At 71.0% G+C, this 22,073-nt stretch carries 27 protein-coding genes; 18 read left to right on the top strand and 9 right to left on the bottom strand.

The window, feature by feature from the left end; all coding sequences use genetic code 11:
* Positions 1–90: 90 nt before the first annotated feature.
* A complete protein-coding gene (locus VLF38_RS07860) occupies positions 91–1,020 on the bottom strand; it encodes a phosphotransferase (RefSeq protein ID WP_325270718.1) in 930 nt (309 codons plus the stop codon).
* Positions 1,021–1,065: 45 nt separating this feature from the next.
* Between VLF38_RS07860 and lepA the strand changes: the two genes are divergently transcribed.
* The 5 genes from lepA to VLF38_RS07885 all read left to right on the top strand — a co-directional run bounded on the left by lepA (position 1,066) and on the right by VLF38_RS07885 (position 4,920).
* The gene (lepA, locus tag VLF38_RS07865) at positions 1,066–2,961 is read left to right on the top strand and encodes a translation elongation factor 4 (protein ID WP_325270719.1); all 1,896 of its coding nucleotides are present in this window, start codon (positions 1,066–1,068) and stop codon (positions 2,959–2,961) included.
* Entirely contained in the window at positions 2,958–3,263 is a 306-nt protein-coding gene (locus VLF38_RS07870) for a hypothetical protein (RefSeq protein WP_325270720.1), read from the top strand. The genes lepA and VLF38_RS07870 overlap by 4 nt, the downstream gene beginning before the upstream one ends.
* A 33-nt stretch (positions 3,264–3,296) precedes the next feature.
* A complete protein-coding gene (locus tag VLF38_RS07875) occupies positions 3,297–3,716 on the top strand; it encodes a DUF309 domain-containing protein (protein ID WP_325270721.1) in 420 nt (139 codons plus the stop codon).
* Positions 3,717–3,784: 68 nt separating this feature from the next.
* Positions 3,785–4,645: an SGNH/GDSL hydrolase family protein gene (locus tag VLF38_RS07880; protein WP_325270722.1), complete on the top strand. Its 861-nt coding sequence runs from the start codon at positions 3,785–3,787 to the stop codon at positions 4,643–4,645.
* Positions 4,646–4,701: 56 nt separating this feature from the next.
* Positions 4,702–4,920: a hypothetical protein gene (locus VLF38_RS07885; RefSeq protein WP_325270723.1), complete on the top strand. Its 219-nt coding sequence runs from the start codon at positions 4,702–4,704 to the stop codon at positions 4,918–4,920.
* Between the two features lie 3 nt (positions 4,921–4,923).
* Here VLF38_RS07885 and VLF38_RS07890 read toward each other — a convergent pair whose 3' ends face one another.
* Complete coding sequence (locus VLF38_RS07890) at positions 4,924–5,409, bottom strand: SRPBCC family protein (RefSeq protein ID WP_325270724.1); 486 nt, start codon at positions 5,407–5,409, stop codon at positions 4,924–4,926.
* Between the two features lie 65 nt (positions 5,410–5,474).
* Positions 5,475–5,873, bottom strand: a complete 399-nt coding sequence (locus VLF38_RS07895; RefSeq protein ID WP_325270725.1) for a hypothetical protein — start codon at positions 5,871–5,873, stop codon at positions 5,475–5,477.
* A gap of 80 nt (positions 5,874–5,953) precedes the next feature.
* Here VLF38_RS07895 and VLF38_RS07900 point away from each other — a divergent pair, with 80 nt between their 5' ends.
* Positions 5,954–6,484: a hypothetical protein gene (locus VLF38_RS07900; protein ID WP_325270726.1), complete on the top strand. Its 531-nt coding sequence runs from the start codon at positions 5,954–5,956 to the stop codon at positions 6,482–6,484.
* 7 nt (positions 6,485–6,491) lie between these two features.
* On the opposite strand, the gene VLF38_RS07905 is transcribed toward VLF38_RS07900, so the two are convergent.
* The 3 genes from VLF38_RS07905 to VLF38_RS07915 form a co-directional block, all read right to left on the bottom strand.
* A complete protein-coding gene (locus VLF38_RS07905) occupies positions 6,492–7,718 on the bottom strand; it encodes an RNA polymerase sigma factor (RefSeq protein ID WP_325270727.1) in 1,227 nt (408 codons plus the stop codon).
* Positions 7,719–7,760: 42 nt separating this feature from the next.
* A complete protein-coding gene (locus VLF38_RS07910) occupies positions 7,761–8,126 on the bottom strand; it encodes a YciI family protein (RefSeq protein ID WP_325270728.1) in 366 nt (121 codons plus the stop codon).
* A 96-nt stretch (positions 8,127–8,222) separates the two neighbouring features.
* A complete protein-coding gene (locus VLF38_RS07915) occupies positions 8,223–9,104 on the bottom strand; it encodes an AIM24 family protein (protein WP_325270729.1) in 882 nt (293 codons plus the stop codon).
* 30 nt (positions 9,105–9,134) lie between these two features.
* Here VLF38_RS07915 and VLF38_RS07920 point away from each other — a divergent pair, with 30 nt between their 5' ends.
* The 7 genes from VLF38_RS07920 to VLF38_RS07950 all read left to right on the top strand — a co-directional run bounded on the left by VLF38_RS07920 (position 9,135) and on the right by VLF38_RS07950 (position 15,277).
* Complete coding sequence (locus VLF38_RS07920) at positions 9,135–9,788, top strand: MOSC domain-containing protein (RefSeq protein ID WP_325270730.1); 654 nt, start codon at positions 9,135–9,137, stop codon at positions 9,786–9,788.
* Between the two features lie 18 nt (positions 9,789–9,806).
* Positions 9,807–11,618 carry an AMP-dependent synthetase/ligase gene (locus VLF38_RS07925; RefSeq protein WP_325270731.1) on the top strand — a complete coding sequence of 604 codons (1,812 nt, stop codon included), beginning with the start codon at positions 9,807–9,809 and terminating at the stop codon, positions 11,616–11,618.
* 63 nt (positions 11,619–11,681) lie between these two features.
* Positions 11,682–12,575, top strand: a complete 894-nt coding sequence (locus tag VLF38_RS07930) for a 3,4-dioxygenase subunit beta (protein WP_325270732.1) — start codon at positions 11,682–11,684, stop codon at positions 12,573–12,575.
* A gap of 30 nt (positions 12,576–12,605) precedes the next feature.
* Positions 12,606–13,829 (top strand): radical SAM family heme chaperone HemW, encoded by a 1,224-nt coding sequence (gene hemW, locus VLF38_RS07935; protein WP_325270733.1) that lies wholly within the window; start codon positions 12,606–12,608, stop codon positions 13,827–13,829.
* Positions 13,830–13,856: 27 nt separating this feature from the next.
* Entirely contained in the window at positions 13,857–14,237 is a 381-nt protein-coding gene (locus VLF38_RS07940) for a hypothetical protein (protein ID WP_325270734.1), read from the top strand.
* The gene (locus VLF38_RS07945; protein ID WP_325270735.1) at positions 14,224–14,724 is read left to right on the top strand and encodes a hypothetical protein; all 501 of its coding nucleotides are present in this window, start codon (positions 14,224–14,226) and stop codon (positions 14,722–14,724) included. Before VLF38_RS07940 ends, VLF38_RS07945 begins: the two co-directional genes overlap by 14 nt.
* A 70-nt stretch (positions 14,725–14,794) precedes the next feature.
* On the top strand, positions 14,795–15,277 hold the full coding sequence (locus tag VLF38_RS07950) for a TM2 domain-containing protein (RefSeq protein WP_325270736.1): 483 nt from the start codon (positions 14,795–14,797) through the stop codon (positions 15,275–15,277).
* Between the two features lie 11 nt (positions 15,278–15,288).
* On the opposite strand, the gene VLF38_RS07955 is transcribed toward VLF38_RS07950, so the two are convergent.
* Positions 15,289–16,152 carry a DUF3097 domain-containing protein gene (locus tag VLF38_RS07955; protein ID WP_325270737.1) on the bottom strand — a complete coding sequence of 288 codons (864 nt, stop codon included), beginning with the start codon at positions 16,150–16,152 and terminating at the stop codon, positions 15,289–15,291.
* Between the two features lie 157 nt (positions 16,153–16,309).
* On the opposite strand from VLF38_RS07955, the gene hrcA reads away from it, so the two are divergent.
* The 4 genes from hrcA to VLF38_RS07975 are packed head-to-tail and all read left to right on the top strand — an operon-like array spanning position 16,310 to position 19,836.
* Positions 16,310–17,332, top strand: coding sequence for a heat-inducible transcriptional repressor HrcA (gene hrcA, locus VLF38_RS07960; RefSeq protein ID WP_325270738.1), 1,023 nt, complete (start codon positions 16,310–16,312; stop codon positions 17,330–17,332).
* A 22-nt stretch (positions 17,333–17,354) separates the two neighbouring features.
* A complete protein-coding gene (dnaJ, locus tag VLF38_RS07965; protein ID WP_325270739.1) occupies positions 17,355–18,518 on the top strand; it encodes a molecular chaperone DnaJ in 1,164 nt (387 codons plus the stop codon).
* Between the two features lie 22 nt (positions 18,519–18,540).
* Positions 18,541–19,269 (top strand): 16S rRNA (uracil(1498)-N(3))-methyltransferase, encoded by a 729-nt coding sequence (locus VLF38_RS07970; RefSeq protein ID WP_325270740.1) that lies wholly within the window; start codon positions 18,541–18,543, stop codon positions 19,267–19,269.
* Positions 19,270–19,278: 9 nt separating this feature from the next.
* Complete coding sequence (locus tag VLF38_RS07975) at positions 19,279–19,836, top strand: pyridoxamine 5'-phosphate oxidase family protein (protein ID WP_325270741.1); 558 nt, start codon at positions 19,279–19,281, stop codon at positions 19,834–19,836.
* A 4-nt stretch (positions 19,837–19,840) separates the two neighbouring features.
* On the opposite strand, the gene VLF38_RS07980 is transcribed toward VLF38_RS07975, so the two are convergent.
* Both VLF38_RS07980 and VLF38_RS07985 read right to left on the bottom strand, forming a co-directional pair.
* Entirely contained in the window at positions 19,841–20,959 is a 1,119-nt protein-coding gene (locus VLF38_RS07980) for a Gmad2 immunoglobulin-like domain-containing protein (protein WP_325270742.1), read from the bottom strand.
* Positions 20,956–21,501, bottom strand: coding sequence for a SigE family RNA polymerase sigma factor (locus VLF38_RS07985; protein WP_325270743.1), 546 nt, complete (start codon positions 21,499–21,501; stop codon positions 20,956–20,958). Before VLF38_RS07985 ends, VLF38_RS07980 begins: the two co-directional genes overlap by 4 nt.
* 88 nt (positions 21,502–21,589) lie before the next feature.
* On the opposite strand from VLF38_RS07985, the gene VLF38_RS07990 reads away from it, so the two are divergent.
* Entirely contained in the window at positions 21,590–21,961 is a 372-nt protein-coding gene (locus VLF38_RS07990) for a histidine triad nucleotide-binding protein (RefSeq protein WP_325270744.1), read from the top strand.
* Positions 21,962–22,073 lie beyond the last annotated feature (112 nt).

Genomic DNA, 22,073 nt, shown 5'->3' on the forward strand with positions numbered 1-22,073 from the left:
CCTGGCCACTCGTGGGGTGAGAGGGGAGAGGCCCGACGTGAACACGCGACCGCAAAGATTACCAGCGTGCGACTCGGCTGCAAAAACGGGTCAGAGCCATCCCCGGCGCTCGGCAAGCCAGTCCCAGAACGCCTCACCCGCGACCTGCTGGTGTCCGCGCAGGTGGGGCGCGGCGGGCGGCACCGGGTCGCCGGCGGACTTGAGGAAGTAGCCGGCGAGCAGGGCGAGCCAGGAGTCGATCGCCTCCTCCGGTACGTCGCGGGTCAGGGCGCGTGTCGCCAGCAGCTCGTCCACACCCGACGCCCCCTGGGAGCGGGCCAGCGCGAGGAGCGTGACGGTGTCGAGCCACGCGGCGCCCTCGGCAGGCCAGGTCCAGTCGAGCACCTCGGCACGCACACCGGCACCGTCGCCGATGATCAGCAGGTTGTCGGCCCGCACGTCACCGTGCACGAGCGTCTCGCCGCCGCAGTGCGCGGCGAATCCTGCGGCCAGCGCCGCTGCCTCGTCCAGGTGTTCGCGGGGCAGCACCCACCCCCAGTACGACGGCCAGGCGGCGAACTCCTCGGCGACCGGTCCTGCGGAGACAGGCGACGGGGTGAGCAGCGACGCTGCCTGCTCGAGGGCGTCGAGGCACGCTTCCAGCTCGTCAGCGCGCCAGGGGAGCGCCGGCGCTCGCCCGCCGGCGTACGACGTGGAGAGGGCGACCCAGTCGCCGTCGATGGACCACAGCAGGCGGGGGACGGGGAGCGTCGGATGCAGCGACTTCAGCACGGCGATCTCAGCGCGGTAGGAGAGCGCGGAGCCGCGCTGTGCCTTGGCGGAGGCGGCCTTCACGAAGTGGCGGGTGCCATCGGCGCAGGTCAGCACCGCCGCGAAGCCGGGTGTGAAGCCGAGCTCGCACGCCTCCTCCTCGACCACCTCGGCGCCGCAGCGCACCGAGATCTCGGCGCGCAGCTCGGGCGGCAGGAAGGGCCACGAGATGCGGCGCGCGACGGGGAGACGGAGCGCGGGGACGGTCACGGAGAGCCATGGTGCCCGACGGGTGGCAGGAACGCCCGGCAACCCATGGGAGAATCGCCTGTTGTGAGCAGCGCAGCTAAGTCGGCACCCCAGCCTGGCAAGACCGACCCGTCGATCATCCGCAACTTCTGCATCATCGCGCACATCGACCACGGCAAGTCCACCCTCGCCGACCGCATGCTCCAGCTGACCGGCGTCGTGGGTGAGCGTGAGGCGAAGGCGCAGTACCTCGACCGCATGGACATCGAGCGCGAGCGCGGCATCACGATCAAGTCGCAGGCGGTCCGCATGCCGTGGACGGTCGCGGAGGGCAACGACGCCGACGCCGAGCCGGGCACCTACATCCTCAACATGATCGACACGCCGGGCCACGTCGACTTCACCTACGAGGTCTCGCGGTCGCTCGAGGCATGCGAGGCCGCGATCCTCCTGGTCGACGCCGCCCAGGGCATCGAGGCGCAGACGCTGGCCAACCTGTACCTCGCGATGGGCGCCGACCTGCAGATCATCCCGGTGCTCAACAAGATCGACCTGCCCAGCGCGAACGTCGAGAAGTACGCCCTCGAGCTGGCCAACCTCGTCGGCTGCGAGCCGGAGGACGTGCTGCTCACCTCCGCCAAGACCGGCCTCGGTGTGGAGCACCTGCTCAACGAGATCGTGAAGCAGGTCCCGGCGCCCGTCGGCGACGCCGACGCCCCGGCGCGCGCGCTCATCTTCGACTCGGTCTACGACACCTACCGCGGCGTCGTCACCTACGTCCGTGTGGTCGACGGCTCGCTGAAGCACCGCGAGCGGATCCGGATGATGTCGACCGGCGCCGTGCACGAGATGCTCGAGGTGGGCGTCATCAGCCCCGAGCCGATGAAGGCCGGCGAGCTCGGCGTGGGCGAGACCGGCTACCTGATCACCGGCGTGAAGGACGTCCGTCAGTCGCGCGTCGGTGACACCGTCACGCTGCAGCACCACGGCGCGGACGAGCCGCTCGGTGGCTACGCGCACCCCAATCCGATGGTCTACGCCGGTCTCTACCCGATCGACGGCGACCAGTACCCCGAGCTGCGTGACGCGCTGGAGAAGCTCCAGCTCAACGACGCCTCGCTGACCTACGAGCCGGAGACGTCCGGCGCCCTCGGCTTCGGCTTCCGCTGCGGCTTCCTCGGCCTGCTGCACATGGAGATCACGCGTGAACGGCTCGAGCGCGAGTTCAACCTCGACCTGATCTCCACCGCTCCCAACGTGGTCTACCACGTGACGATGGACGACGGCTCCGAGATCGAGGTGACCAACCCGAGCGAGTACCCCGACGGCAAGATCGCCGAGGTCCGCGAGCCGGTCGTGAAGGCGACGATCCTCTCGCCGTCCGACTACATCGGCACGATCATGGAGCTCTGCCAGAACAAGCGCGGCACGCTGCACGGCATGGACTACCTCTCCGAGGACCGCGTCGAGATGCGCTACACCCTGCCGATGGGCGAGATCGCCTTCGACTTCTTCGACCAGCTCAAGTCCAAGACCAAGGGCTACGCCTCGCTCAACTACGAGTTCGACGGCGAGCAGCCGGGTGACCTGGTCAAGGTCGACATCCTGCTCCAGGGTGAGCCGGTCGACGCGTTCTCCGCGATCGTCCACAAGGACGCGGCGTACGCGTATGGCGTGATGCTGGCGGGCAAGCTCAAGGACCTCATCCCGCGGCAGCAGTTCGAGGTGCCGATCCAGGCCGCGATCGGTGCCCGCGTGATCGCCCGCGAGACCATCCGCGCCATCCGCAAGGACGTCCTCGCCAAGTGCTACGGCGGCGACATCTCCCGCAAGCGGAAGCTGCTCGAGAAGCAGAAGGAGGGCAAGAAGCGGATGAAGATGGTCGGCCGCGTCGAGGTGCCCCAGGAGGCCTTCGTGGCTGCGCTGTCCACCACCCAGACCGCGGAGAAGAAGGGCAAGTGAGCACCACGAGCTTCGGCCAGCGCTGGGCCGCGAGCTCGTGGGTCGAGCGGTCGAGGATGATCTCGTGGAGTGGTGCCCTCGCCGCTTACACCGGCTGCATGGTGATCGCGATCGTCCTGCTGTACGCCGATGACAGGTCCTGGGCGCCGCTGCCGTTCTGGTTCGCCCCGGTCGTGAACCCAGTGGCGCTGGCAGCGCTCATCCGGGGCTGGGTGCACAGCTCCGTCAGCTGGATGTCGCTGGGTGCCCTCCTCGCGTTCTGTGGCTGCTTCCTTCCCTGGTATCTCCCGCTGCCGGCCTGAGGAGACGGCAGACGAGGCTGCCAGACTGGCGGCGTGACCCCACCCGACCGCGACCGCGACGAGCTGGGCCGTGCCCGCCAGGCGCGGCCCCGCGACGCCCTCGGTCGTCCGCTGCCGTACGGCGCGGAGGGAGTCGAGCCGGTCTCCGAGGAGCCGCTGCCGCCGCTGGAGACGATCTCCGAGGCGCGGCGGCTGCTCGCGGAGGGGCGGCCCTTCTCCGCCCACGAGGTGCTTGAAGCGCGCTGGAAGGACTGTCCCGAGGCGGAGCGTCCGCTCTGGCAGGGGCTCGCACAGCTCTGCGTCGGCCTCACGCACGCCGCCCGGGGCAAGCCGGTCGGCGCTCAGCGGCTCGTCGAGCGTGGCGCCGGCCGTCTCGAGGCGTACGTGGGGGAGACCTACGGGCTGGATCTCGACGCGCTGGTCTCCTGTGCGCGCTCGCGCGTGACCGGGTGAGCGTCACTTGTGATGACAACGGTCGTTGCACAGTGCAACGCCCCGCTGAACTCCCCGGGAGGGACCCCGTGCTCCGTCGCCTTGCCACTGTCGCTGCCACACTCACCTCGGCCGCAGTCCTCGCCGCTGTTCCGACGAGCGCGGAGGCGGCCCCGCTGAACTACGTCGCGCTCGGCGACTCCTACAGTGCGGCGTCCGGTGTCCTCCCGCTCGACCTGAGGAGCGGCCTGACCGGCGCGACCTGCCTGCGGTCGACCCGCAACTTCGCGCACGTGATCGCGGCGTCGCGGGGCTACATGCTCAAGGACGTCACCTGCGGTGCCGCGCAGACGAAGGACTTCACGACGCGACAGCACCCGGACACCGCGCCGCAGCTCGACGCGGTCGGCGCGACCACCGACCTGGTCACGATGACCATCGGCGGCAACGACAGTGGCGTCTTCATCAACGCCATTGCCAAGTGCGGTGCCGCCGGTCTCTCCACGTTGGGCCAGGGCAACCCGTGCCAGAAGCAGTACGGCACGTCCTTCGCCGACACGATCAACAACGTGACCTACCCGGCGCTCGTCGGGGCGCTGCAGGCGACCCGGGCCAAGGCCCCCAACGCGCGCGTGGCGATCCTGGGCTACCCGTGGATCATGCCGGCGACCGGTGGCTGCTTCCTCCGCATGCCCGTCGCCACCGGCGATGTCCCCTACCTGCGCAGCATCCAGGCGGCCCTCAACGACGCCGTCCGCCGCGCCGCTGCCGCGACCGGAGCGACGTACGTCGACATGAACGTCGTCTCCGAGGGCCACGACGCCTGCAAGCCGTATGGCGTCCGCTGGATCGAGCCCGCCGTGCTCGGCAACAACCCGGTGATCGTGCACCCCAACGCGCTGGGTGAGCAGAAGATGGCCCAGCAGGCGCTGGCGGTCCTCGGCCTCTGAGTGTCGCCCGCGAGCAGGCGGGTACCACCTGCGCATCAGCGACCGAGGAGGTAGCGATGAGCCTGGGTGGAGAACCCCAGAACCCCAAGGGCCATGTGCCCGACGAGCGCGAGATCGCCGACGACGTGGCTCGTGAGGGGCCGCCGACGATCGACAAGCCGCTGCACGGCCCGCGCAAGGGACCGTGGGTCCCGCTGCTGGTCACGCTGGCGGTCTTCGCCGTCCTGGCGCTGCTGTACTTCTGGGGGATGGGCGACCTGGTCGGTCAGAACTGACGCTCAGGACACCCGGCGGGCGACCTCGTCGAGGTTCGTCGCCATGGCGTCGCGCCACTGCTGGAGACGGCCCTCGATGATGCGTGCCTCCTGCTCCGGGTGTGCGTCGATGAAGACGCTCAGCCCGGAGGGGTCCGGGCCCATGCGCGCCCACTGACGCACGGTGCAGCCCTCGCGCCCGGGGTCGACCTCGAAGCCCCAGGTCGCCATGACGCCGTCGGGACCGTGGACGTCCCAGGTCCAGCGCCGGCCGGGCTCGACCTCGGTCACGACGCAGTCGACACTCCAGGCGCCGCGGACGGAGTTCTCGTTCTCGCCGTGGAAGACGTTGCCGATCGCGACGTCGGTGCCGGTCGACCAGAGGACCCGCTTCAGCTCGGGCGAGTGGGCGAGCGGGAGCTCGATGTCCGTCACCACCTCCCACGCGGCAGCGGGCGGGCAGGGCAGTCGGCGGGAGACCTCGATGGTCGGTCGGTCGCGGTAGCGCATGGGCACACTGTGCCCATCGAACTGAGGCTCGTCCATCGCATCGACGTCGACGACCCCCGGGCTCGTCAGGGCATCAGCAGGTCCGCAGCAACCCCCGCGTCGTACCCCGCGCAGAAGGCGGGATACCACCCCGGCAGTCGCGAGCCGTCGCCAGCGTCGTGGACGACGTCGAAAGCGGCGTGGGCCAGCCAGCCCGCGGCCGTGACCACCTCCGGCCTGGTCGTACGGCGGGCTGCCGCGACGACGGCGGCCATCGCGAGCACGCCGCCGGCCTCCTGCAGGGCTGCCCTGCAGGAGCGGGCGGAAGAGCGCCGGGCGGCGGGGTAGACCAGCGCAACGGGCACGAGGCTCAGCGCGAGCAGACGAGTGGAAGAGCCGGGGGCGACGCGGCGTACCCCGAGTGCCGAGGCCTTGCCGAGCCCTGCTCCGACGAGGACTGCGGTGACGTCACGCGCGACAGACATGGCCTCAGCCTCGCAGATCGGGCTCGCTGACGCGTCGGCACAGAAGGGAACCGGCGAGTGCCGCAGGGCGTCGTACGGACATGAAGTCGTTGTTGGCCACCGTGGTGCTGGCACCCACGATCGTCGTCGGGGCGGGTGCCCTGGGCTCGACTGCCGCTGCGCTCAGCTGCGTCGGGCCGCAGGTGGTCCTGTCGGAAGCGAGGGTGATCTACGCCGGGAGGATCGTCGCGTCCTCCGACGAGGAGGTCACGCTCGAGGTCGACGAGGTCTGGCGCGGCACACCGCCTGCGGAGCGGGTGACCTTCGACGTCGACTTGCCGGGGTGGTGGGAGGGAAGTCGGTCAGACCGCGAAGCCCGTCTCGTGATCGCACCGGCCGACGGCGCGCTCAACCCGTGCACCGTGTTCGCGCTGAGCGGGGAGATGGCAGACGACGTGCGGTCCTTCCGGCCGGCGTCCCCGGCAGGCCCGTCCGCGGTGGAGAGCTCGCTCGCCGGCGACGATCCGCCTGCGCAGTCCGCGGTGCCGGGCTGGGCCCTGGCGGCCGGTGGCGCGGGTCTCCTGCTCCTCGCCGGCGGTCTGGTCGGGGGAGTCCTGAGGCGCCGGCGGTGATCAGGGTTCAGAGCGCGGCGCGCCGCCGGGTCAGCCACGCCCGCTCGGCCGGGTTGCCGGCGAGCTCGATGGCTCGCGCATAGGAGTCGCCGGCCTCGACCACCCGGCCCAGCCGGCGCAGCAGGTCGGCCCGGGTGGCGTGGAAGGCGTGGTAGCCGTCGAGCGCGCCGGCCAGGTCCTCGACCAGGGCGAGCCCGACTGCAGCGCCATCGAGCTCGGCGACTGCGACCGCGCGGTTGAGCGCAACCACGGGCGAGGGGGTCATCAGCTGCAGCTGGTCGTAGAGGGCGCGGATCTGCGACCAGTCGGTCATCGAGACGTCGACGGCGTCGCAGTGGACCGCGTTGATCGCCGCCTGCAGCTGGTAGGGGCCCGGCCGGCCGATGGTGAGGCAGCGCCGCACGAGCGCGTGCCCCTCGTCGATGAGCGCGGGGTCCCACAGGGCACGGTCCTGGGCATCGAGCGTGACCAGCTCGCCGTCGACCACGCGTGCCTCGGCCCGGGCCTGGGTGAGCAGCATCAGGGCGAGCAGCCCCAGGGGCTCGGGCTCGTCGGGCAGCAGGGACGCCACCAGGCGGGTCAGCCGGATCGCCTCCTCGCACAGCTCCGCGCGGACGGCGACGGGCGCGGCCGCGTCGGGGCCCGCCGTACGGGAGACGACTCCGGAGGAGAGGTAGCCCTCGTTGAAGACGAGATACAGCACCGCGAGTACGCCGGACACGCGCGCCGGCAGGTCCGCCGCGGCCGGGACGCGGTAGGGGATGTGGGCGGCGGTGATCTTCTTCTTGGCCCGCGTGATCCGCTGCTCCATCGTCCGTTCGGGGACGAGGAAGGCGTGCGCGATCTCGGCGACCGTGAGCCCGCCCAGGAGGCGGAGGGTGAGCGCCACCCGGTTCTCGAGGGCGAGTGCGGGGTGGCAGCAGGTGAAGACCAGCCGGAGCCGGTCGTCGTCGATCGGACCGCCGGGCTCGGGCGACCCACCGGAGAGCTGGGTTGCCATGAGTGCTGCCTCTGCTTCCTTCGTGTCGCGCCGGCCCTCACGCCGGATCCGGTCGAGTGCCTTGTTGCCGGCGACGGTGGTCAGCCACGCGCCGGGGTTCGGCGGGATGCCGTCGACGGGCCACCGCTCGACCGCCACCAGCAGCGCCTCGGACGTCGCGTCCTCCGCGAGGTCGAGGTCGCCGAGGCGACGAGCGAGCGTGGCGACCACACGTGCGTGTTCCGCACGGAACACGGACGTGAGATCAGTGTCGGACCGCCCGCCGGACAAGGGTCGTCAGAGACCTTCGGTGTCGCCCTGGAAGGGACGGACCTCGACCTTGCCCTCACAGGCAGCGGACCCCTTCTGGGCCCAGGCGAGTGCCTCGTCCAGGTCGCCGGCCTTGATCACCCAGAAGCCACCGAGGAACTCCTTCGACTCCGAGAACGGGCCGTCGATGACGAGCGCCTCGCCCTTGGTGTTGTCGACGGTGGTGGCTGCCTCGATCGGCTCGAGGCCACCGGCGAAGACCCACGAGCCGGCGTCCTGCAGGTCCTTGTTGAAGCGCTCGACCGCCTCGAAGATCGGCTGCATGTCCTCGGGGGTCATCTGCGAGAAGTCCTCGGTGCCGTCGTGGTGCACGGAGAGCATGTAGAGCGTCATGGGGATCAATTCCTTCGGTTGGTGGTGCTGACACCCACTCCACGAGCGGGGTTCGGCGGATCCGACAGGTCGGCGCAGAAGTTTCTGGAGAAGTTTTCAGCCGCCGTGCGAGTGCGGCGGGACGGTCGGTCCCTCGGAGGGCTGGACGATCACGAAGCCGCGCCCGCCGAACGCCACCTGGAAGGCCTCGCCCGACCCGCGGCCGATGAGCGCACCCGCGGTCGCGGTGGAGCGGATCGACGTCTGCAGGTCGATCGACCAGGCGACCAGCGCGTTGGAGTCAGCGAAGGTCGGGGCCTCGCCCGCGTCGAGGACCACCGGGTCGCCGTCGGTCGTGATCGCGACCCAGCCGGTGCCTCGCAGGGTGGTGTTGAAGAGCCCGCCGGCCGCGATGCTGCCGCCGCGGACCCGCTCGACGTTCCACTCGAGGGAGGCGGAGAACGCGAGCACGTTGGCCCCGTTGATCGAGATGCCGCTGTTGTCGAGGTGCAGGATGTGGACCTTGTAGCCCTCGTTGGCCAGGAAGACGTCGCCCTGGCCCTCGACGCGCATCAGCGACAGGCCCTCGCCGGTCAGCGCCTTCTTGAGGAAACGTGCAGCGCCGCCGCCCTGGTAGGCGAAGTTGACCGCGCCCTGATAGGCGACCATCGCGCCCTGGCGCGCCATGAACGGCTCGCTCACCCGGACGCGCAGGAGCTTGGCGTTCTGCAGCGAGGGCCCCGGCGCGGTGGCGGTGCTCTCGCTGTAGCGGCCGTCGACGAGGTCGCCAGTGATGCCGCCGCTGCCGCCGCGCGCCACCGGCACGTGCTCGTCGACAGGCTCGGCGGGCTCGCCGAGGCCGGCTGCATCGTCGTGCGTGGGCAACGGGTCGACCGCCTGCACGCCCTCGTCGGCGACGTGCTCGGTCCAGGCATCTCCGCTCCAGTAACGGAGCTCGTGCCGGCGGGTCGGGTCGGGAAGCCACTGGGCTGCAGTCATACCTGTAGTTCTACCGGGCATGATCCAGCCATGACCACCGCCTCCCTCGTCTCTGTGAACGTCGGCCAGCCTCGCGCGGCCACCGGCTCCCGCGAGGCGCGTACGGCGATCGGCAAGGCGCCGCTGCCGGGCCCCGCCCGCGTCACGGCGTTCGGCGTCGCGGGCGATGCCGTCGGCAGCCCCGACGTGCACGGTGGCGTCGACATGGCGGTCTATGCCTACGCACGAGAGGACCTCGACCGCTGGGCCGCGGAGCTCGGTGTCGAGCTACCGGACGGCTGGTTCGGCGAGAACCTCACCACCGCCGGCATCGACGTCAACGCTGCGCTGGTGGGGGAGCAGTGGCGGATCGGTGATTCCGTGCTGGAGATCGCCAAGGTGCGCATCCCGTGCAACACCTTCCAGGTCCGGATCGCCGAGGCGGGCGGTCCCGACCGGGGCTGGGTGCGGCGCTTCACCGAGGACGCCCGCCCGGGGCCGTACCTGCGCGTCCTCGAGGAGGGAGACGTCGCCGCGGGCGACCCGATCGAGGTGGTCCACCGGCCCGGTCACGGCGTCACCGTGAGCACCATGTTCCGGGCGCTCACGACCCAGCCGCACCTGCTGCCGGAGCTGCTGGCGGTGGAGACGCTCGCCACATCTGTCCACGACAAGGTGATGGACTACATAAACCGGAGGCGGTAGCGGCGCTACGCTGCGCCCATGCCGATCAACCGCGATGCGTCCTTCATGGACACCATGCCGGCCAATGTGGCCATCCAGTTCCTCGACCGGGTCACGACATCCGGTCCCCGCGAGGCGTTCCGCTTCCCTGCCGGTGACGGCTGGGAGTCGGTGACCTGGCAGCAGGCGGGCGACCGTGTCCGCAAGCTCGCCGCGGGCCTCATCTCCCTGGGCATCCAGCCCGAGCAGCGTGTCGGGATCCTGTCCGGCACCCGCTACGAGTGGATCCTCGCCGACCTCGCCATCATGTGCGCCGGCGCCGCGACGACGACCGTCTACCCGTCCACCGGCGGCGACGACACGGCGTACATCCTGGCCGACTCGGGCAGCCGCGTGCTCTTCGCCGAGGACGCCGGTCAGGTCGAGAAGGTCGAGGCGCACCGCGCCGAGATGCCGGAGCTCGGCACGGTCGTGAGCCTCACCGAGGAGGGCCGCGAGGGTCTCCTCTCGCTCAGCGACCTCGAGCGGCTCGGTGAGGAGTACCTCGCCAAGAACCCGACCGTCATCGACGACCTCGCGGCGAGCATCCCGGCCGACCAGCTGGCCACCCTCATCTACACCTCGGGCACCACGGGCAAGCCGAAGGGCGTCCGCCTGCGCCACAAGTCGTGGGTCTACGAGGGCGAGTCGATCAAGTCGCAGGGCATCCTCGACGAGGACGACCTGCAGTTCCTGTGGCTGCCGATGGCCCACTCCTTCGGCAAGGTGCTGCTCTCCACGCAGCTCGCGTGCGGCTTCGCCACCGCGATCGACGGCCGGGTCGACAAGATCGTCGACAACCTCGCCGTCGTGCAGCCGACCTTCATGGGCGCCGCGCCGCGCATCTTCGAGAAGGCCTACGGCCGGATCATCACGATGGTTGCCTCCGAGGGCAAGCAGGGCATCTTCGACAAGGCGTTCGGTGTCGGCCTCGAGGTCCGCAAGCTCCAGGCCGAGGGCAAGAAGATCCCGCTGCCGCTGAAGCTCAAGTTCAAGCTCTTCGACAAGCTGGTCTTCACGAAGGTCCGCGCGCGCTTCGGTGGCCGCATCAAGTTCTTCATCTCCGGCTCGGCCGCGCTCAACCGCGAGGTCGCGGAGTGGTTCAACGCCGCGGGCCTGGTCATCCTCGAGGGCTACGGCCTGACCGAGACCTCGGCCGGTGCGTTCGTCAACCACCCCGAGCAGAACAAGATCGGCACCGTCGGCATCCCGTTCCCGGGCTCCGAGGTGCGCATTGCTGCGGACGGCGAGGTCCTGATCAAGGGCCCGAACGTCATGGAGGGCTACCACAACCTCCCCGACGCGACCGCCGAGACGCTGATCGACGGCTGGCTGCACACAGGTGACATCGGCGAGCTCGACGCCGACGGCCACCTGCGGATCACCGACCGCAAGAAGGACCTCTTCAAGACCTCCGGCGGCAAGTACGTCGCCCCGTCGTCCATCGAGTCGCAGTTCAAGGCCGTCTGCCCGTACGTCGCGAACATGCTCGTGCACGGCAACGAGCGGAACTTCGTCTCCGCACTGATCACGCTCGACCCCGACCTGATCGCCGGGTGGGCGGAGGAGAACGGCCTCGGTGGCAAGTCGTACGCCGAGATCGTGACCTCCGACGCGTGCCAGAAGATGGTCCAGGGCTACGTCGACGAGCTCAACGGTCGCCTCAACCGCTGGGAGACCATCAAGAAGTTCGTGATCCTCGACCGCGACTTCTCCATCGAGGGCGGTGAGCTGACCCCGTCGCTCAAGGTGAAGCGCAAGGTCGTCGAGGTCAACAACAAGGAGCTGATCGACTCGCTCTACGCGGGCTGATCACACAGCAGACACACAGCGACGAGCCTTCTCCTGCACAGCGTGCGGGAGGAGGCTCGTCGCATGAGCGAGCAGCAGAACAACGAGGACCTCCCGGGTGACGGGCACGACGAGCATCGTGAGGGCCTGGGCCACGACCTCCCCGGCCTGCTGGCCCGGGGTTCGGGCCGGGTGATGGCGCGTCGCGGGCTCTTCGCGGCGTTCGGCGCGCTGGGGGCGGCCGGTGTCGTCGCCGCCTGCACCAGCGACGACGGCCTGGTCTCGGTCACCTCCGACGGCACGACCGGTGGGGGACCGGGAGCGTCCGGCAGCTCCTCGGCCACGGTCGCAGCGGGGGAGATCCCGGAGGAGACGGCCGGTCCGTATCCCGGCGACGGCAGCAACGGGCCCGACGCGCTCGGCCAGTCCGGCGTCGTACGCGAGGACATCACGCGGAGCTTCGGTACCGCTGACGGCGTCGCCGAGGGCGTGGCGCTCACGATCCGGCTCCGGGTTCTCTCGCTGGAGGACGGCGAGTCGACTCCGCTCGAGGGGGCCGCGGTCTACCTCTGGCACGCGACCCGCGAGGGCGGCTACTCGATGTACACCGAGGGAGTCACGGACGAGAACTACCTGCGCGGCGTCCAGGTCGCCGGGGCGGATGGCTGGCTGCAGTTCCGGTCGATCGTCCCGGGCTGCTACGACGGGCGGTGGCCGCACGTGCACTTCGAGGTCTACCCGTCGCTCTCCGACGCGACCTCGGCTGCGGGCCGGCTCCGTACCTCGCAGCTCGCCCTGCCGCAGGAGGTCTGCGAGACGGTCTACGCAACGGCGGGCTATGAGGCGAGCGTGGCCAACCTCGCCCGGGTCTCCCTCGACTCCGACATGGTCTTCAGCGACGGCCACTCGCTCCAGCTCGCGAAGGTGACCGGCTCGGTCGACGAGGGCTACACGGCCACCCTGGCGGTCCCGGTCTGAGCGGGCGCGCCGGGCTGGGACAATGAAGGCGTGAGCCCCTCGACCCTGCCTGACGGTGAGCCCGCGCCGGCCGACGGCGCGCTCCCGGCCGAGGCGCTCGCCGGGCAGGAGAAGCGGCCCTTCGCGTTCTACGTGCACGTCCCGTTCTGCCGGGTGCGGTGCGGCTACTGCGACTTCAACACCTACACCGCGCAGGAGCTCGGGGGCGGCGCGTCGCAGTCGGCGTACGCCGAGACCGCGGCACGCGAGGTCGGTCTCGCCAGGCGTGTGCTCGGCGACGTCGAGCGCCCGGTCGAGACGGTCTTCCTCGGCGGGGGTACGCCGACACTGCTGCCCGCGCGCGACCTCGGGCTGATGCTCCGCGCGATCGACGACGAGTTCGGGCTGGCGCCGGACGTCGAGGTCACGACCGAGGCGAACCCTGACAGCGTCGACCGCGCCTACCTGGCCGAGCTGCGCGAGGCGGGCTACACGCGGCTCAGCTTCGGCATGCAGTCGGCCGTGTCGAGCGTGCTCAAGGTCCTCGACCGCACCCACGACCCCGAGCGTGTGCCGCGCGCGGTCGAGTGGGCGCGCGCCGCCGGCTTCGACCAGATCAGCCTGGACCTGATCTACGGCACGCCGGGGGAGAGTCTCTCCGACTGGGAGACGTCCCTCCGCGCGGCGCTCGACAACAGGCCCGATCACGTCAGTGCCTACGCATTGATCGTGGAGGACGGCACAGCGCTCGCACGTCAGATCCGCCGTGGCGAGGTCGCGATGCCCGACGACGACGACCTCGCCGACAAGTACCTCCGGGCGGATGAGCTGCTCAGTGCCGACGGCCTGCACTGGTACGAGGTCTCCAACTGGTCGCGGGACGAGGCAAGCCGCTGCCGCCACAACCTCCTCTACTGGAAGGGCGCGGACTGGTGGGGTGTCGGGCCCGGTGCCCACAGCCACGTCGGCGGCGTCCGCTGGTGGAACGTCAAGCACCCGAGTGCCTACACGCAGCGCATCTCGGCCGGCGCGAGCCCGGCGCACGGCCGCGAGGTCCTCGCCGTGGAGGACCAGCGCGTCGAGCGCGTGCTGCTCGAGCTGCGCCTCGCCGATGGCCTGCCGCAGGACGTGCTCGACCCCGCCGGAGCGGCTGCCGTGCCGGGTCTGGTCGAGTCCGGGCTGCTGACCGGGCAGGCGCTCGACGGAGCGCCACTGGTCCTCACGACCCGCGGCCGCCTGCTCGCCGACGCGGTTGTGCGCGACCTCCTGCCCTAGGGCGGTGCCGAGCCCTAGGCTGCGCACATGACCGCTGTCGTCGCCGTGCTCGCGCTGATCGTCGCCCTCGTGCTGGCGTGCGCCTGCGCGCTGCTGCTGTGGCAGCTCAACGGCCTGAAGGTGCGTGCCGCTGCCCTCACCGAGCAGGCGGAGGCGCTCGAGCCGGTGCCGCCGCTGCCGGCCGACCTCGAGGCCCTGCTGGGTGCCGGTTCGCGGCGGGTGCTCGTCGTCGAGATCCTCAACCCGCTCGACGTGGCGCTGAGCCGCAACAAGGCTGCCGGGGTCCTCGCCGCCATGGCTCCGGAGAGCGTGCGCCGCGTGGTCCTCGAGCAGGCCTCGCGCGAGCTCGTCACGGAGATGGCCGCCGAGGGTGTCGAGGTCGAGGTGCGCGTCCATGCTGCTCGCTAGCGCGGTCGTCCTGGTCGTGCTCTGCGCCGGCCTGGTCGTCCTGGCTGTGCGCTGGTTCCGCGACGCCGACCAGGCCCTCCTCGCCGGCGAGCGCTCTGTCCGCCGCCAGCGCGCCTGGGCGACCGAGCGTCGGGTCTACCTCGAGTCGCGCACACGCATCGCCGACGGCGTCCAGGTCGGCACGGAGGCAGTCGCCTTCGGCAGCGCCATCGCGCGTGTCGGCCACACCGCTGCTGCGCGGATCCCGTTCGGCCTCTTCCGCGCGATCCCCATGACCCGCGCGCGGGCGGAGCGGATCCAGGCCGTCCACGACGAGAAGTCCGCCCAGATGTACGCCGCCATCGACTCGGTCTCGGCCCGCATCGCCGAGGGTGTCCGCCGACGGCTGACCGGTGCCGACGGTGCACCCCGCCAGTTGACGGCGCGTGACGAGGAGGACCTGCTCGAGGTGGAGTTCGAGGTCCACGACGAGGTCGAACCGGGCTGACGGCGGCGCGCGCCGCGACGACCTGCTGATCAGGCCGCGTCCGTCGGCGCTCCCCGCTAGGTTGTCGGCCATGACCGAGACACCGGGCACCCCCGAGGGCCACGAGCCCACCACGCCCCTTCCTCCCGCTCCGCCGACCTCCTCCGACCTGCCCGGACAGGCGGCCCCTCCCGGTCAGCCCGGCCTCCCGCCTCTGCCGCCGCCGGCCCCGGGGTACGGCCAGCAGGCCTACAGCCAGCAGGCCTACGGTCAGCCGGCCCCGCCGGCGTACGGTCAGCACCCCTACGGCGCGGGCCCGCAGGCGCCCTGGGGCGTCCACCCGGTCACGGGCGTGCCCTACTCCGACAAGTCGAAGCTGATCGCGGGTCTGATCCAGATCCTGATCCCGCTCGGCATCGGCCGGATCTACATGGGCCAGACCGGGCTGGGCGTTGCGCAGCTCCTGGTCACGCTCCTCACCTGCGGCATCGGTGCCGTGTGGCCGTTCATCGACGGCATCGTGATCCTGGCGGGCGACCCGAAGGACGCTCAGGGGCGCCCGCTTCGCTCCTGACCGGCGTCAGGTCACTCCTGCGTCACGAAGTCGATCAGCTCCTCGACCCGGCCGAGCAGGGCCGGGTCGAGGTCCTGGAAGCCGCGTACGCCGCCGAGGATGTGCTTCCAGGCACGGGCGATGTCGGCCTGGTCGCGGTGCGGCCAGCCGAAGGCCTGGCAGACGCCCTTCTTCCACTCGAGGTGGCGCGGCACGTCGGGCCAGGCCTTCTTGCCGAGGCGCTCGGGCTTGACCGCGGCCCAGACGTCGATGAACGGGTGGCCCACGATCAGCACGTGCTTGCCGACCTCGGACTTCATCACGGCCTGCGCGATCCGGCTCTCCTTGGAGCCCGGCACCAGGTGGTCGACGAGCACGCCGACGCGGCGGTTCGGGCCGGGCTGGAAGTCGCGCAGGTGCTCGGAGAGGTCGTCGATGCCGTCGAGGTACTCCACGACGACACCCTCGATCCGCAGGTCGTCGCCCCAGACCTTCTCGACGAGCTCCGCGTCGTGCCGGCCCTCCACGAAGATGCGCGACGCCCGGGCCACGCGCGCCTTCGTGCCGTGCACGGCGATCGATCCGGACGCGGTGCGGGTCGCCTTCTCCGGCCCCTTCTGCGTCACCGGAGGGCAGAGGATGACCGGACGTCCCTCCAGCAGGAAGCCCGGCCCCATCGGGAACGTACGCCGCTTGCTGCGACGGTCCTCGAGCGTCACCGTCCGCAGGTCCCTGTCGACGGCGACGATCTCGCCGCACCAGTCGGTCATGACCTCCTCGAGCACGAGGCCGAGGTCTGCCGAGATCTCGACCGCGCGGCCGTTCTTCGGCGTGCGCCAGTCGTTGTTGAGGACGTCAGTGCCATAGCGGTCGCCAAAGCTGTTCGAAGGAGCCATCGCCCAAGTCTGCCGAGCGCGCAGGCCCGGACGGCGTACCGACACACGGGGTGTCGCCCTCGTCACCGGCGGTGTGGGGGTGCGGCCGGGTAGCATTGGCACTCGCCAGTTCGGAGTGCCAGTCACTCCGGCACCAGACGGCCGAGGAGGAGGACGCATGCTCGAGGAGCGCAGGCTCGCGGTGCTGCGTGCCATCGTCGAGGACTACGTCTCCACCGAGGAGCCGGTCGGTTCCAAGGCCCTCGTCGAGCGCCACTCGCTGGGAGTCTCGCCTGCGACGGTCCGCAACGACATGGCCGCACTCGAGGAGGAGGGGTTCATCACCCAGCCCCACACGAGCGCGGGGCGCGTGCCGACCGACAAGGGCTACCGGCTCTTCGTCGACCGGCTCTCCACCGTGAAGCCGATGAGCGTCGCGGAGAAGCGAGCGATCTCGACCTTCCTCGACGGCGCGGTCGACCTCGACGACATGGTCCAGCGGTCGGTGCGGCTGCTCGCGCAGCTGACCCGTCAGGTCGCCGTCGTGCAGTACCCCACCCTCAGCTCCAGCACCGTCCGCCACGTGGAGGTCGTCGCCCTGGCGCCGACACGCCTGCTGCTCGTCCTGATCCTCTCGACCGGGCGCGTCGAGCAGCGGCTGGTGGAGCTGCCGGTCGAGCTCGACGAGCAGGATCTCGCCGACCTCCGCAGCCGCCTGCTCCACGCCGCCGTGGGCACCCGCATCGCGGAGGCCGTGACGGCGCTCGGTGGCGTCCCCGACGAGGTCGCCCCCGAGGTGAAGGCGTCGGCGGAGACCGTCGTCCACACCCTCACCGACGCGATGTCCGACCATCGTTCCGACGAGCGGGTCGCGGTCGGGGGCACCGCCAACCTCGCCCGCTTCGGCACGTCGTTCGACACGGCGGTCCGGCCGATGCTCGAGGCGCTCGAGGAGCACGTGGTGCTGCTCAAGCTGCTCGGCGAGGCGAGCTCCGACCTGGTCACCGTGCGCATCGGCCACGAGGGCCCCTACCAGGAGCTCTCCGGCACGAGCGTCGTCGCCGCCGGCTACGGCCCCCAGGACCAGGCGATCGCCAGCCTCGGCATCGTCGGCCCGACCCGCATGGACTACCCCGGCACGATGGCCTCGGTCCGTGCCGTCGCCCGCTACATCTCCCGCCTGCTCGACGAGCAGCCCTGACCATCAACCTGAGGAACCACACGTGAGCCAGGACTTCTACGAGCTCCTCGGTGTCTCCCGCGACGCGGACGCGGACACCATCAAGAAGGCCTACCGGCGCCTTGCCCGGCAGTACCACCCGGACGTCAACCCCGACCCCGACGCCCAGGACACCTTCAAGGCGGTCTCACACGCCTACGAGGTCCTCAGCGACCCGGCGAAGCGGCAGCAGTACGACCGGGGCGGAGACCCCTTCGGTGGTGGCTTCGCCGGTGCTGGCCAGGGCTTCTCCTTCACCGACATCATGGACGCCTTCTTCGGAGGCGGCGGTCAGCCCGGCGGCGCGGCCAGCGGTCGCGGTCCCCGTCCGCGCGTACGCCGAGGCCAGGACGCGCTCATCCGGCTCGAGGTCCAGCTCGCCGAGGCGGCGTTCGGCGTCACCCGTGAGCTGAAGGTCGACACCGCCGTGCGCTGCACCGCCTGCAACGGCGACGGTGCGCAGCCCGGCTCGAAGCCCGTCGCCTGCGAGACCTGCCACGGTGCGGGCGAGGTCGCCCACGTGCAGCGCTCCTTCCTCGGCGAGATCCGCACGCTGCGCCCGTGCGCGGCGTGCAAGGGGTTCGGCACCGTCATCCCGGATCCGTGCCGCGAGTGCGCCGGCGACGGCCGCGTGCGGGCACGCCGTTCGCTCACCGTGAAGATCCCGGCCGGCGTCGACAACGGCACCCGGGTCCAGCTCTCCGAACAGGGCGAGGTCGGCCCCGGTGGCGGTCCCGCCGGTGACCTGTACGTCGAGATCCACGTCGCGCAGCACGCGACCTTCCGCCGTCACGGCAACGACCTCCACGCGACCGTGTCGGTGCCGATGACGGCCGCCGCGCTCGGCACCGTGCTGACCCTGCCGACGCTCGAGTCCGACCTCGGCGACGAGGGCCAGCAGACCTTCGACCTCGACGTCGCGGCCGGCACCCAGTCGGGCAGCACCGTCACGCTCCGCGGCCTCGGCGTTCCCGGCCTGCGCACGCAGGCGCGCGGCGACCTCGTCGTCACGATCGTCGTCGAGACCCCCGCGAAGCTCGACGCCCGCCAGGAGGAGCTCCTCCGCGAGCTCGCCAAGCTGCGTGGCGAGGAGGCCGTCGAGGGGTCGCTTCGCCCGGCCCACAAGTCGGTCTTCAATCGCCTGCGCGACGCGTTCTCGCAGCACTGATCGGCCGCTGATGTCGTTTCCCGTGCACCTGGTACCGACCCTGGCCGGCGTTGCCGAGGGCTCCGTCGTCGAGGTCACCGGCGACGAGGCGCACCACGCTGTCGCCGTACGCCGGCTGGCGGTGGGGGAGCAGGTGGTCCTGACCGACGGCTGCGGTGCTTCCGGCGTAGGCGAGATCGTGGCCACCGGCAAGCGGTCGATGGAGGTTCGCCTCGCTTCGCTCGCTCACGAGGAGCCGGCGACGCCGCGGGTCACCGTCGTCCAGGCGATCCCCAAGGGTGAGCGCGGCGAGCTCGCCGTCGAGGTGCTCACCGAGATCGGTGTCGCCGAGATCGTGCCGTGGGCGGCGTCCCGTTCGGTCGCCGTCTGGCGCGGTGAGCGTGCGGTGAAGTCGCACGCGAAGTGGGTGTCGACCGCTCGTGAAGCGGCCAAGCAGGCGCGCCGCTCGTGGTTCCCCGTGGTTGCCCCGCTCGCGACGACGGCTGCTGTGGTCGACCTTGTCCGCGGCGCTGACCTCGCCGTCGTCCTGCACGAGGAAGGCCCCGGCTCCTTCGCGTCGCTCTCCGTCCCCGCGGACGGCTCGATCGTGGTCGTCGTCGGCCCCGAAGGCGGCATCAGCCCCGACGAGCTCGCGGCGTTCGCCGAGGCTGGCATCCAGGGCGTGAAGCTGGGCGACGAGGTGCTCCGCACCTCCACCGCCGGCGTCGCCGCCGTCGCTGCGCTGCTGTCTCGCACCGCCCGCTGGGCCTAGCCTCTACCCATGGGCAAGGTTCACGAGGCGATCGACGGACGCCTGCGCGCGTTCATCGAGCGGCAACAGGTCTTCTTCGTTGCGACCGCGCCGCTCGCGGCCGACGGCCACGTCAACGTCTCGCCGCGCGGGGTCCCGGGCACGTTCGCGGTGCTCGACGCCCACACGTTCGCCTGGCTCGACATGACCGGCAGCGGGTCGGAGACGATCGCGCACCTGCGCGAGAACGGCCGCATCACCGTCATGTTCTGCGCCTTCGACGGCCCGCCCAACATCGTCCGGCTCCACGGTCGCGGCCGGATCGTCACGCCGTACGACGAGGAGTGGGCGGCGCTCTCCGACAGCTTCGAGTCGCAGCCGGGGGAGCGCGCCGTCATCGTCGTCGACGTCGAGCGGATCTCCGACTCGTGTGGGTACGGTGTCCCGCTGATGAACTTCGAGGGACACCGCGACCTGCTGGGCCCGTACTTCGAGCGCAAGGGTCCGGACGGCTCTGTCGCATACCGGCTGCAGAAGAACCGCACCAGCCTCGACGGCCTCCCGGCGTACGATTTCGACCCGGTCTGAGGGGTCAGCCGATCTCGATGACCTTCGAGTCGGTGTAGGGGCCGTTGCCCTCCGCGCCGCCGCTCGGGTCGTCGGTCATCGCGGTCAGGATGTACTTCCCCGCCGGCACGTCGCTGATGTCGAAGGACTTCGAGAACGGGAAGAGCTTCTCGCCCATCCAGCCCTCTGCGGTGATGAAGTCCTGGAAGACCACGTGCGTCCCCTCGAAGCGCTGGAGCTTCACGGTCACGTTGGCCTCGAAGGAGTTCGCGACACCGCTGACCTCGAGCGTGTCGCTGTCGGTGTGCATGCCCTCGTCCGGAGTCGTGAGGTTGACGTGGGCGAGCGTCTCCAGGACCGGGCCGTTGGCGAGCGGCTCCGAGGTCGGTACGCCGAGAACCGTGTCGGTGTGCGACCCGTCCAGGAAGAACTGCACCGGCACCCGACCCGCCTTCGCGGCACCCTGGGCGGTGTAGACGAGCTGCTCGATCGCGAGCTGCGCCTCGCGCTCGCTCATCCCGGCCGGGCGGTCGTGCAGGGCGGTGTCGGCGAGGTCGATGGTGATGACGCCGTCCGGGCCGCCGTCGAAGGTCACGTCGGTGACGTCGGTCGAGGCCGGCCAGAGGCTGCGGTAGTCGGGGTCGGCCGGCCCCTCGGGAAGCACGGCGTGGGCGACGGCGGCGACGACGCGGTCGGCCTCGGGGACCCGGATGAACTCGCGATACAGCCCCAGCCCGCGCGGGGTCTCACCTGCGAAGTACACCGGGACAGCCGTCGTGCCTCCGGGTGCACGGTCGGTCGACGTCGGTGACGGCGAGGAGGTGTCCGTGGGCTCACTCGGCGTCGGGTCCACGGATGCGGAGACCGAGCCGGACGGCGTCTTGGCCGGACCGGGCACCACGGGGTCGTCGTCACCACTCGTCGTGGCGAACCAGACACCACCGATGACGGCGGCGGTGGCGACAGCGCCACCGAGGCCTCCGAGCAGCCAGGTGCGGGCAACAGACATGGGACTCTCCTTCGGAGTCGCGACGGTCCGGGCACGGATCGCGTCGAGGGCGGGTCGGGGCTGCACCTGGTCGGCCGCGTCGCGGACGAGCCGGGCGAGCTGGTCGTCGTGCGGCCCCCGGTTCGAAGTGGTCATCGGAGGTCCTCCAGGTGCGGAGCGAGGTGGGTGCGCAGGGTTGCGGACCCACGTGAGGCGTGGCTCTTCACCGCCCCTTGGCTGATGCCGAGGGTGGCGGCGATGTCGGCCTCGGAGAGGTCGAGGTAGTAGCGCAGCGCGAGGACTTCGCGCTGCCGTCGGGGGAGTGCCTGCATCGCCGCCAGCACCTCCGTACGCCGGACCCCGGCCTCGACGCTCGCGTCAGCGGAGGGCGCGTGGTCGGGCAGGCGCTCCCGCGCTGCGTGACGGTCGACGACCTTGCGGTGGCGCAGGGCCGAGCGGGACCTGTTGACGACCGACTGGCGGAGGTAGGCGAGCGCTGCGGACGGGTCGCGCAGCCGCGACCACCTGCCGTGGAGCGCCACGAAGGCGTCCTGCGTGATCTCCTCGGCAAGGCCCTGGTCGTGGACGAGCAGGACCGAGAGCCGGACCAGGCGGCGCCAGTGCGCGGCGTACAGCTCGGCCACTGCCTGGTCCGCGGTGAGCGGCGGCAGGGGCGCGGCGAGCGGGTCCGGATCCACGATGGTCACGCTAGTCCCACGCGCACCACCGCTCGGGGGTTTACACGCGCACTGCACCAATCCCGGGGCGCGCCCTACTGTGGACCCCATGAACGCCCCCGCGCCCGACCAGACCCGCGACGAGAACTGCCTGTTCTGCAAGATCGTCGCCGGCGAGATCCCGGCCCAGATCGTGCACACGAGCGACCACTCGGTCGCGTTCCGCGACGTCAACCCGCAGGCGCCCACGCATGTCCTCGTCGTGCCGAAGGGCCACTACCCCAACGCGGGAGCGATCGCCCAGCAGGCGCCGTCGATGGCCGCAGACCTGATCACGACCGCACGCGACGTAGCTGCCCAGGAGGGCCTGGACAACGGCTACCGCCTGGTCTTCAACACCGGCGAGGACGCCGGCCAGACGGTCTTCCACGTCCACCTCCACCTGCTCGGTGGCCGCCCCCTCGAGTGGCCCCCGGGCTGAGCCGCGGCGCCCAGCACCCGGTGGCCCACCGCAGCGCCCGAGCGGCTGTCGGCGTACGCGGATAGACTTGGCCCACCCATGACAGAGAACCCGCGCACACCCCCGCATGCCG

This window comes from Nocardioides sp. (assembly GCF_035481145.1).
Taxonomy (GTDB): domain Bacteria; phylum Actinomycetota; class Actinomycetes; order Propionibacteriales; family Nocardioidaceae; genus Nocardioides.

Excerpts from the sequence above, each read along its gene's own strand:
- VLF38_RS07945 (WP_325270735.1), top strand. The coding sequence starts at position 14,224 with ATGCTGCTCGCTAGCGCGGTCGTCCTGGTCGTGCTCTGCGCCGGCCTG.
- VLF38_RS07940 (WP_325270734.1), top strand. The coding sequence starts at position 13,857 with ATGACCGCTGTCGTCGCCGTGCTCGCGCTGATCGTCGCCCTCGTGCTG.
- lepA (WP_325270719.1), top strand. The coding sequence starts at position 1,066 with ATGGGAGAATCGCCTGTTGTGAGCAGCGCAGCTAAGTCGGCACCCCAG.
- VLF38_RS07910 (WP_325270728.1), bottom strand. The coding sequence starts at position 8,126 with ATGACGCTCTACATGCTCTCCGTGCACCACGACGGCACCGAGGACTTC.
- VLF38_RS07990 (WP_325270744.1), top strand. The coding sequence starts at position 21,590 with ATGAACGCCCCCGCGCCCGACCAGACCCGCGACGAGAACTGCCTGTTC.
- VLF38_RS07915 (WP_325270729.1), bottom strand. The coding sequence starts at position 9,104 with ATGACTGCAGCCCAGTGGCTTCCCGACCCGACCCGCCGGCACGAGCTC.
- VLF38_RS07955 (WP_325270737.1), bottom strand. The coding sequence starts at position 16,152 with ATGGCTCCTTCGAACAGCTTTGGCGACCGCTATGGCACTGACGTCCTC.
- VLF38_RS07895 (WP_325270725.1), bottom strand. The coding sequence starts at position 5,873 with ATGTCTGTCGCGCGTGACGTCACCGCAGTCCTCGTCGGAGCAGGGCTC.
- VLF38_RS07980 (WP_325270742.1), bottom strand. The coding sequence starts at position 20,959 with ATGACCACTTCGAACCGGGGGCCGCACGACGACCAGCTCGCCCGGCTC.
- hrcA (WP_325270738.1), top strand. The coding sequence starts at position 16,310 with ATGCTCGAGGAGCGCAGGCTCGCGGTGCTGCGTGCCATCGTCGAGGAC.
- VLF38_RS07890 (WP_325270724.1), bottom strand. The coding sequence starts at position 5,409 with ATGCGCTACCGCGACCGACCGACCATCGAGGTCTCCCGCCGACTGCCC.
- VLF38_RS07925 (WP_325270731.1), top strand. The coding sequence starts at position 9,807 with ATGCCGATCAACCGCGATGCGTCCTTCATGGACACCATGCCGGCCAAT.
- VLF38_RS07975 (WP_325270741.1), top strand. The coding sequence starts at position 19,279 with ATGGGCAAGGTTCACGAGGCGATCGACGGACGCCTGCGCGCGTTCATC.
- VLF38_RS07920 (WP_325270730.1), top strand. The coding sequence starts at position 9,135 with ATGACCACCGCCTCCCTCGTCTCTGTGAACGTCGGCCAGCCTCGCGCG.
- VLF38_RS07930 (WP_325270732.1), top strand. The coding sequence starts at position 11,682 with ATGAGCGAGCAGCAGAACAACGAGGACCTCCCGGGTGACGGGCACGAC.
- VLF38_RS07885 (WP_325270723.1), top strand. The coding sequence starts at position 4,702 with ATGAGCCTGGGTGGAGAACCCCAGAACCCCAAGGGCCATGTGCCCGAC.
- VLF38_RS07900 (WP_325270726.1), top strand. The coding sequence starts at position 5,954 with ATGAAGTCGTTGTTGGCCACCGTGGTGCTGGCACCCACGATCGTCGTC.
- VLF38_RS07950 (WP_325270736.1), top strand. The coding sequence starts at position 14,795 with ATGACCGAGACACCGGGCACCCCCGAGGGCCACGAGCCCACCACGCCC.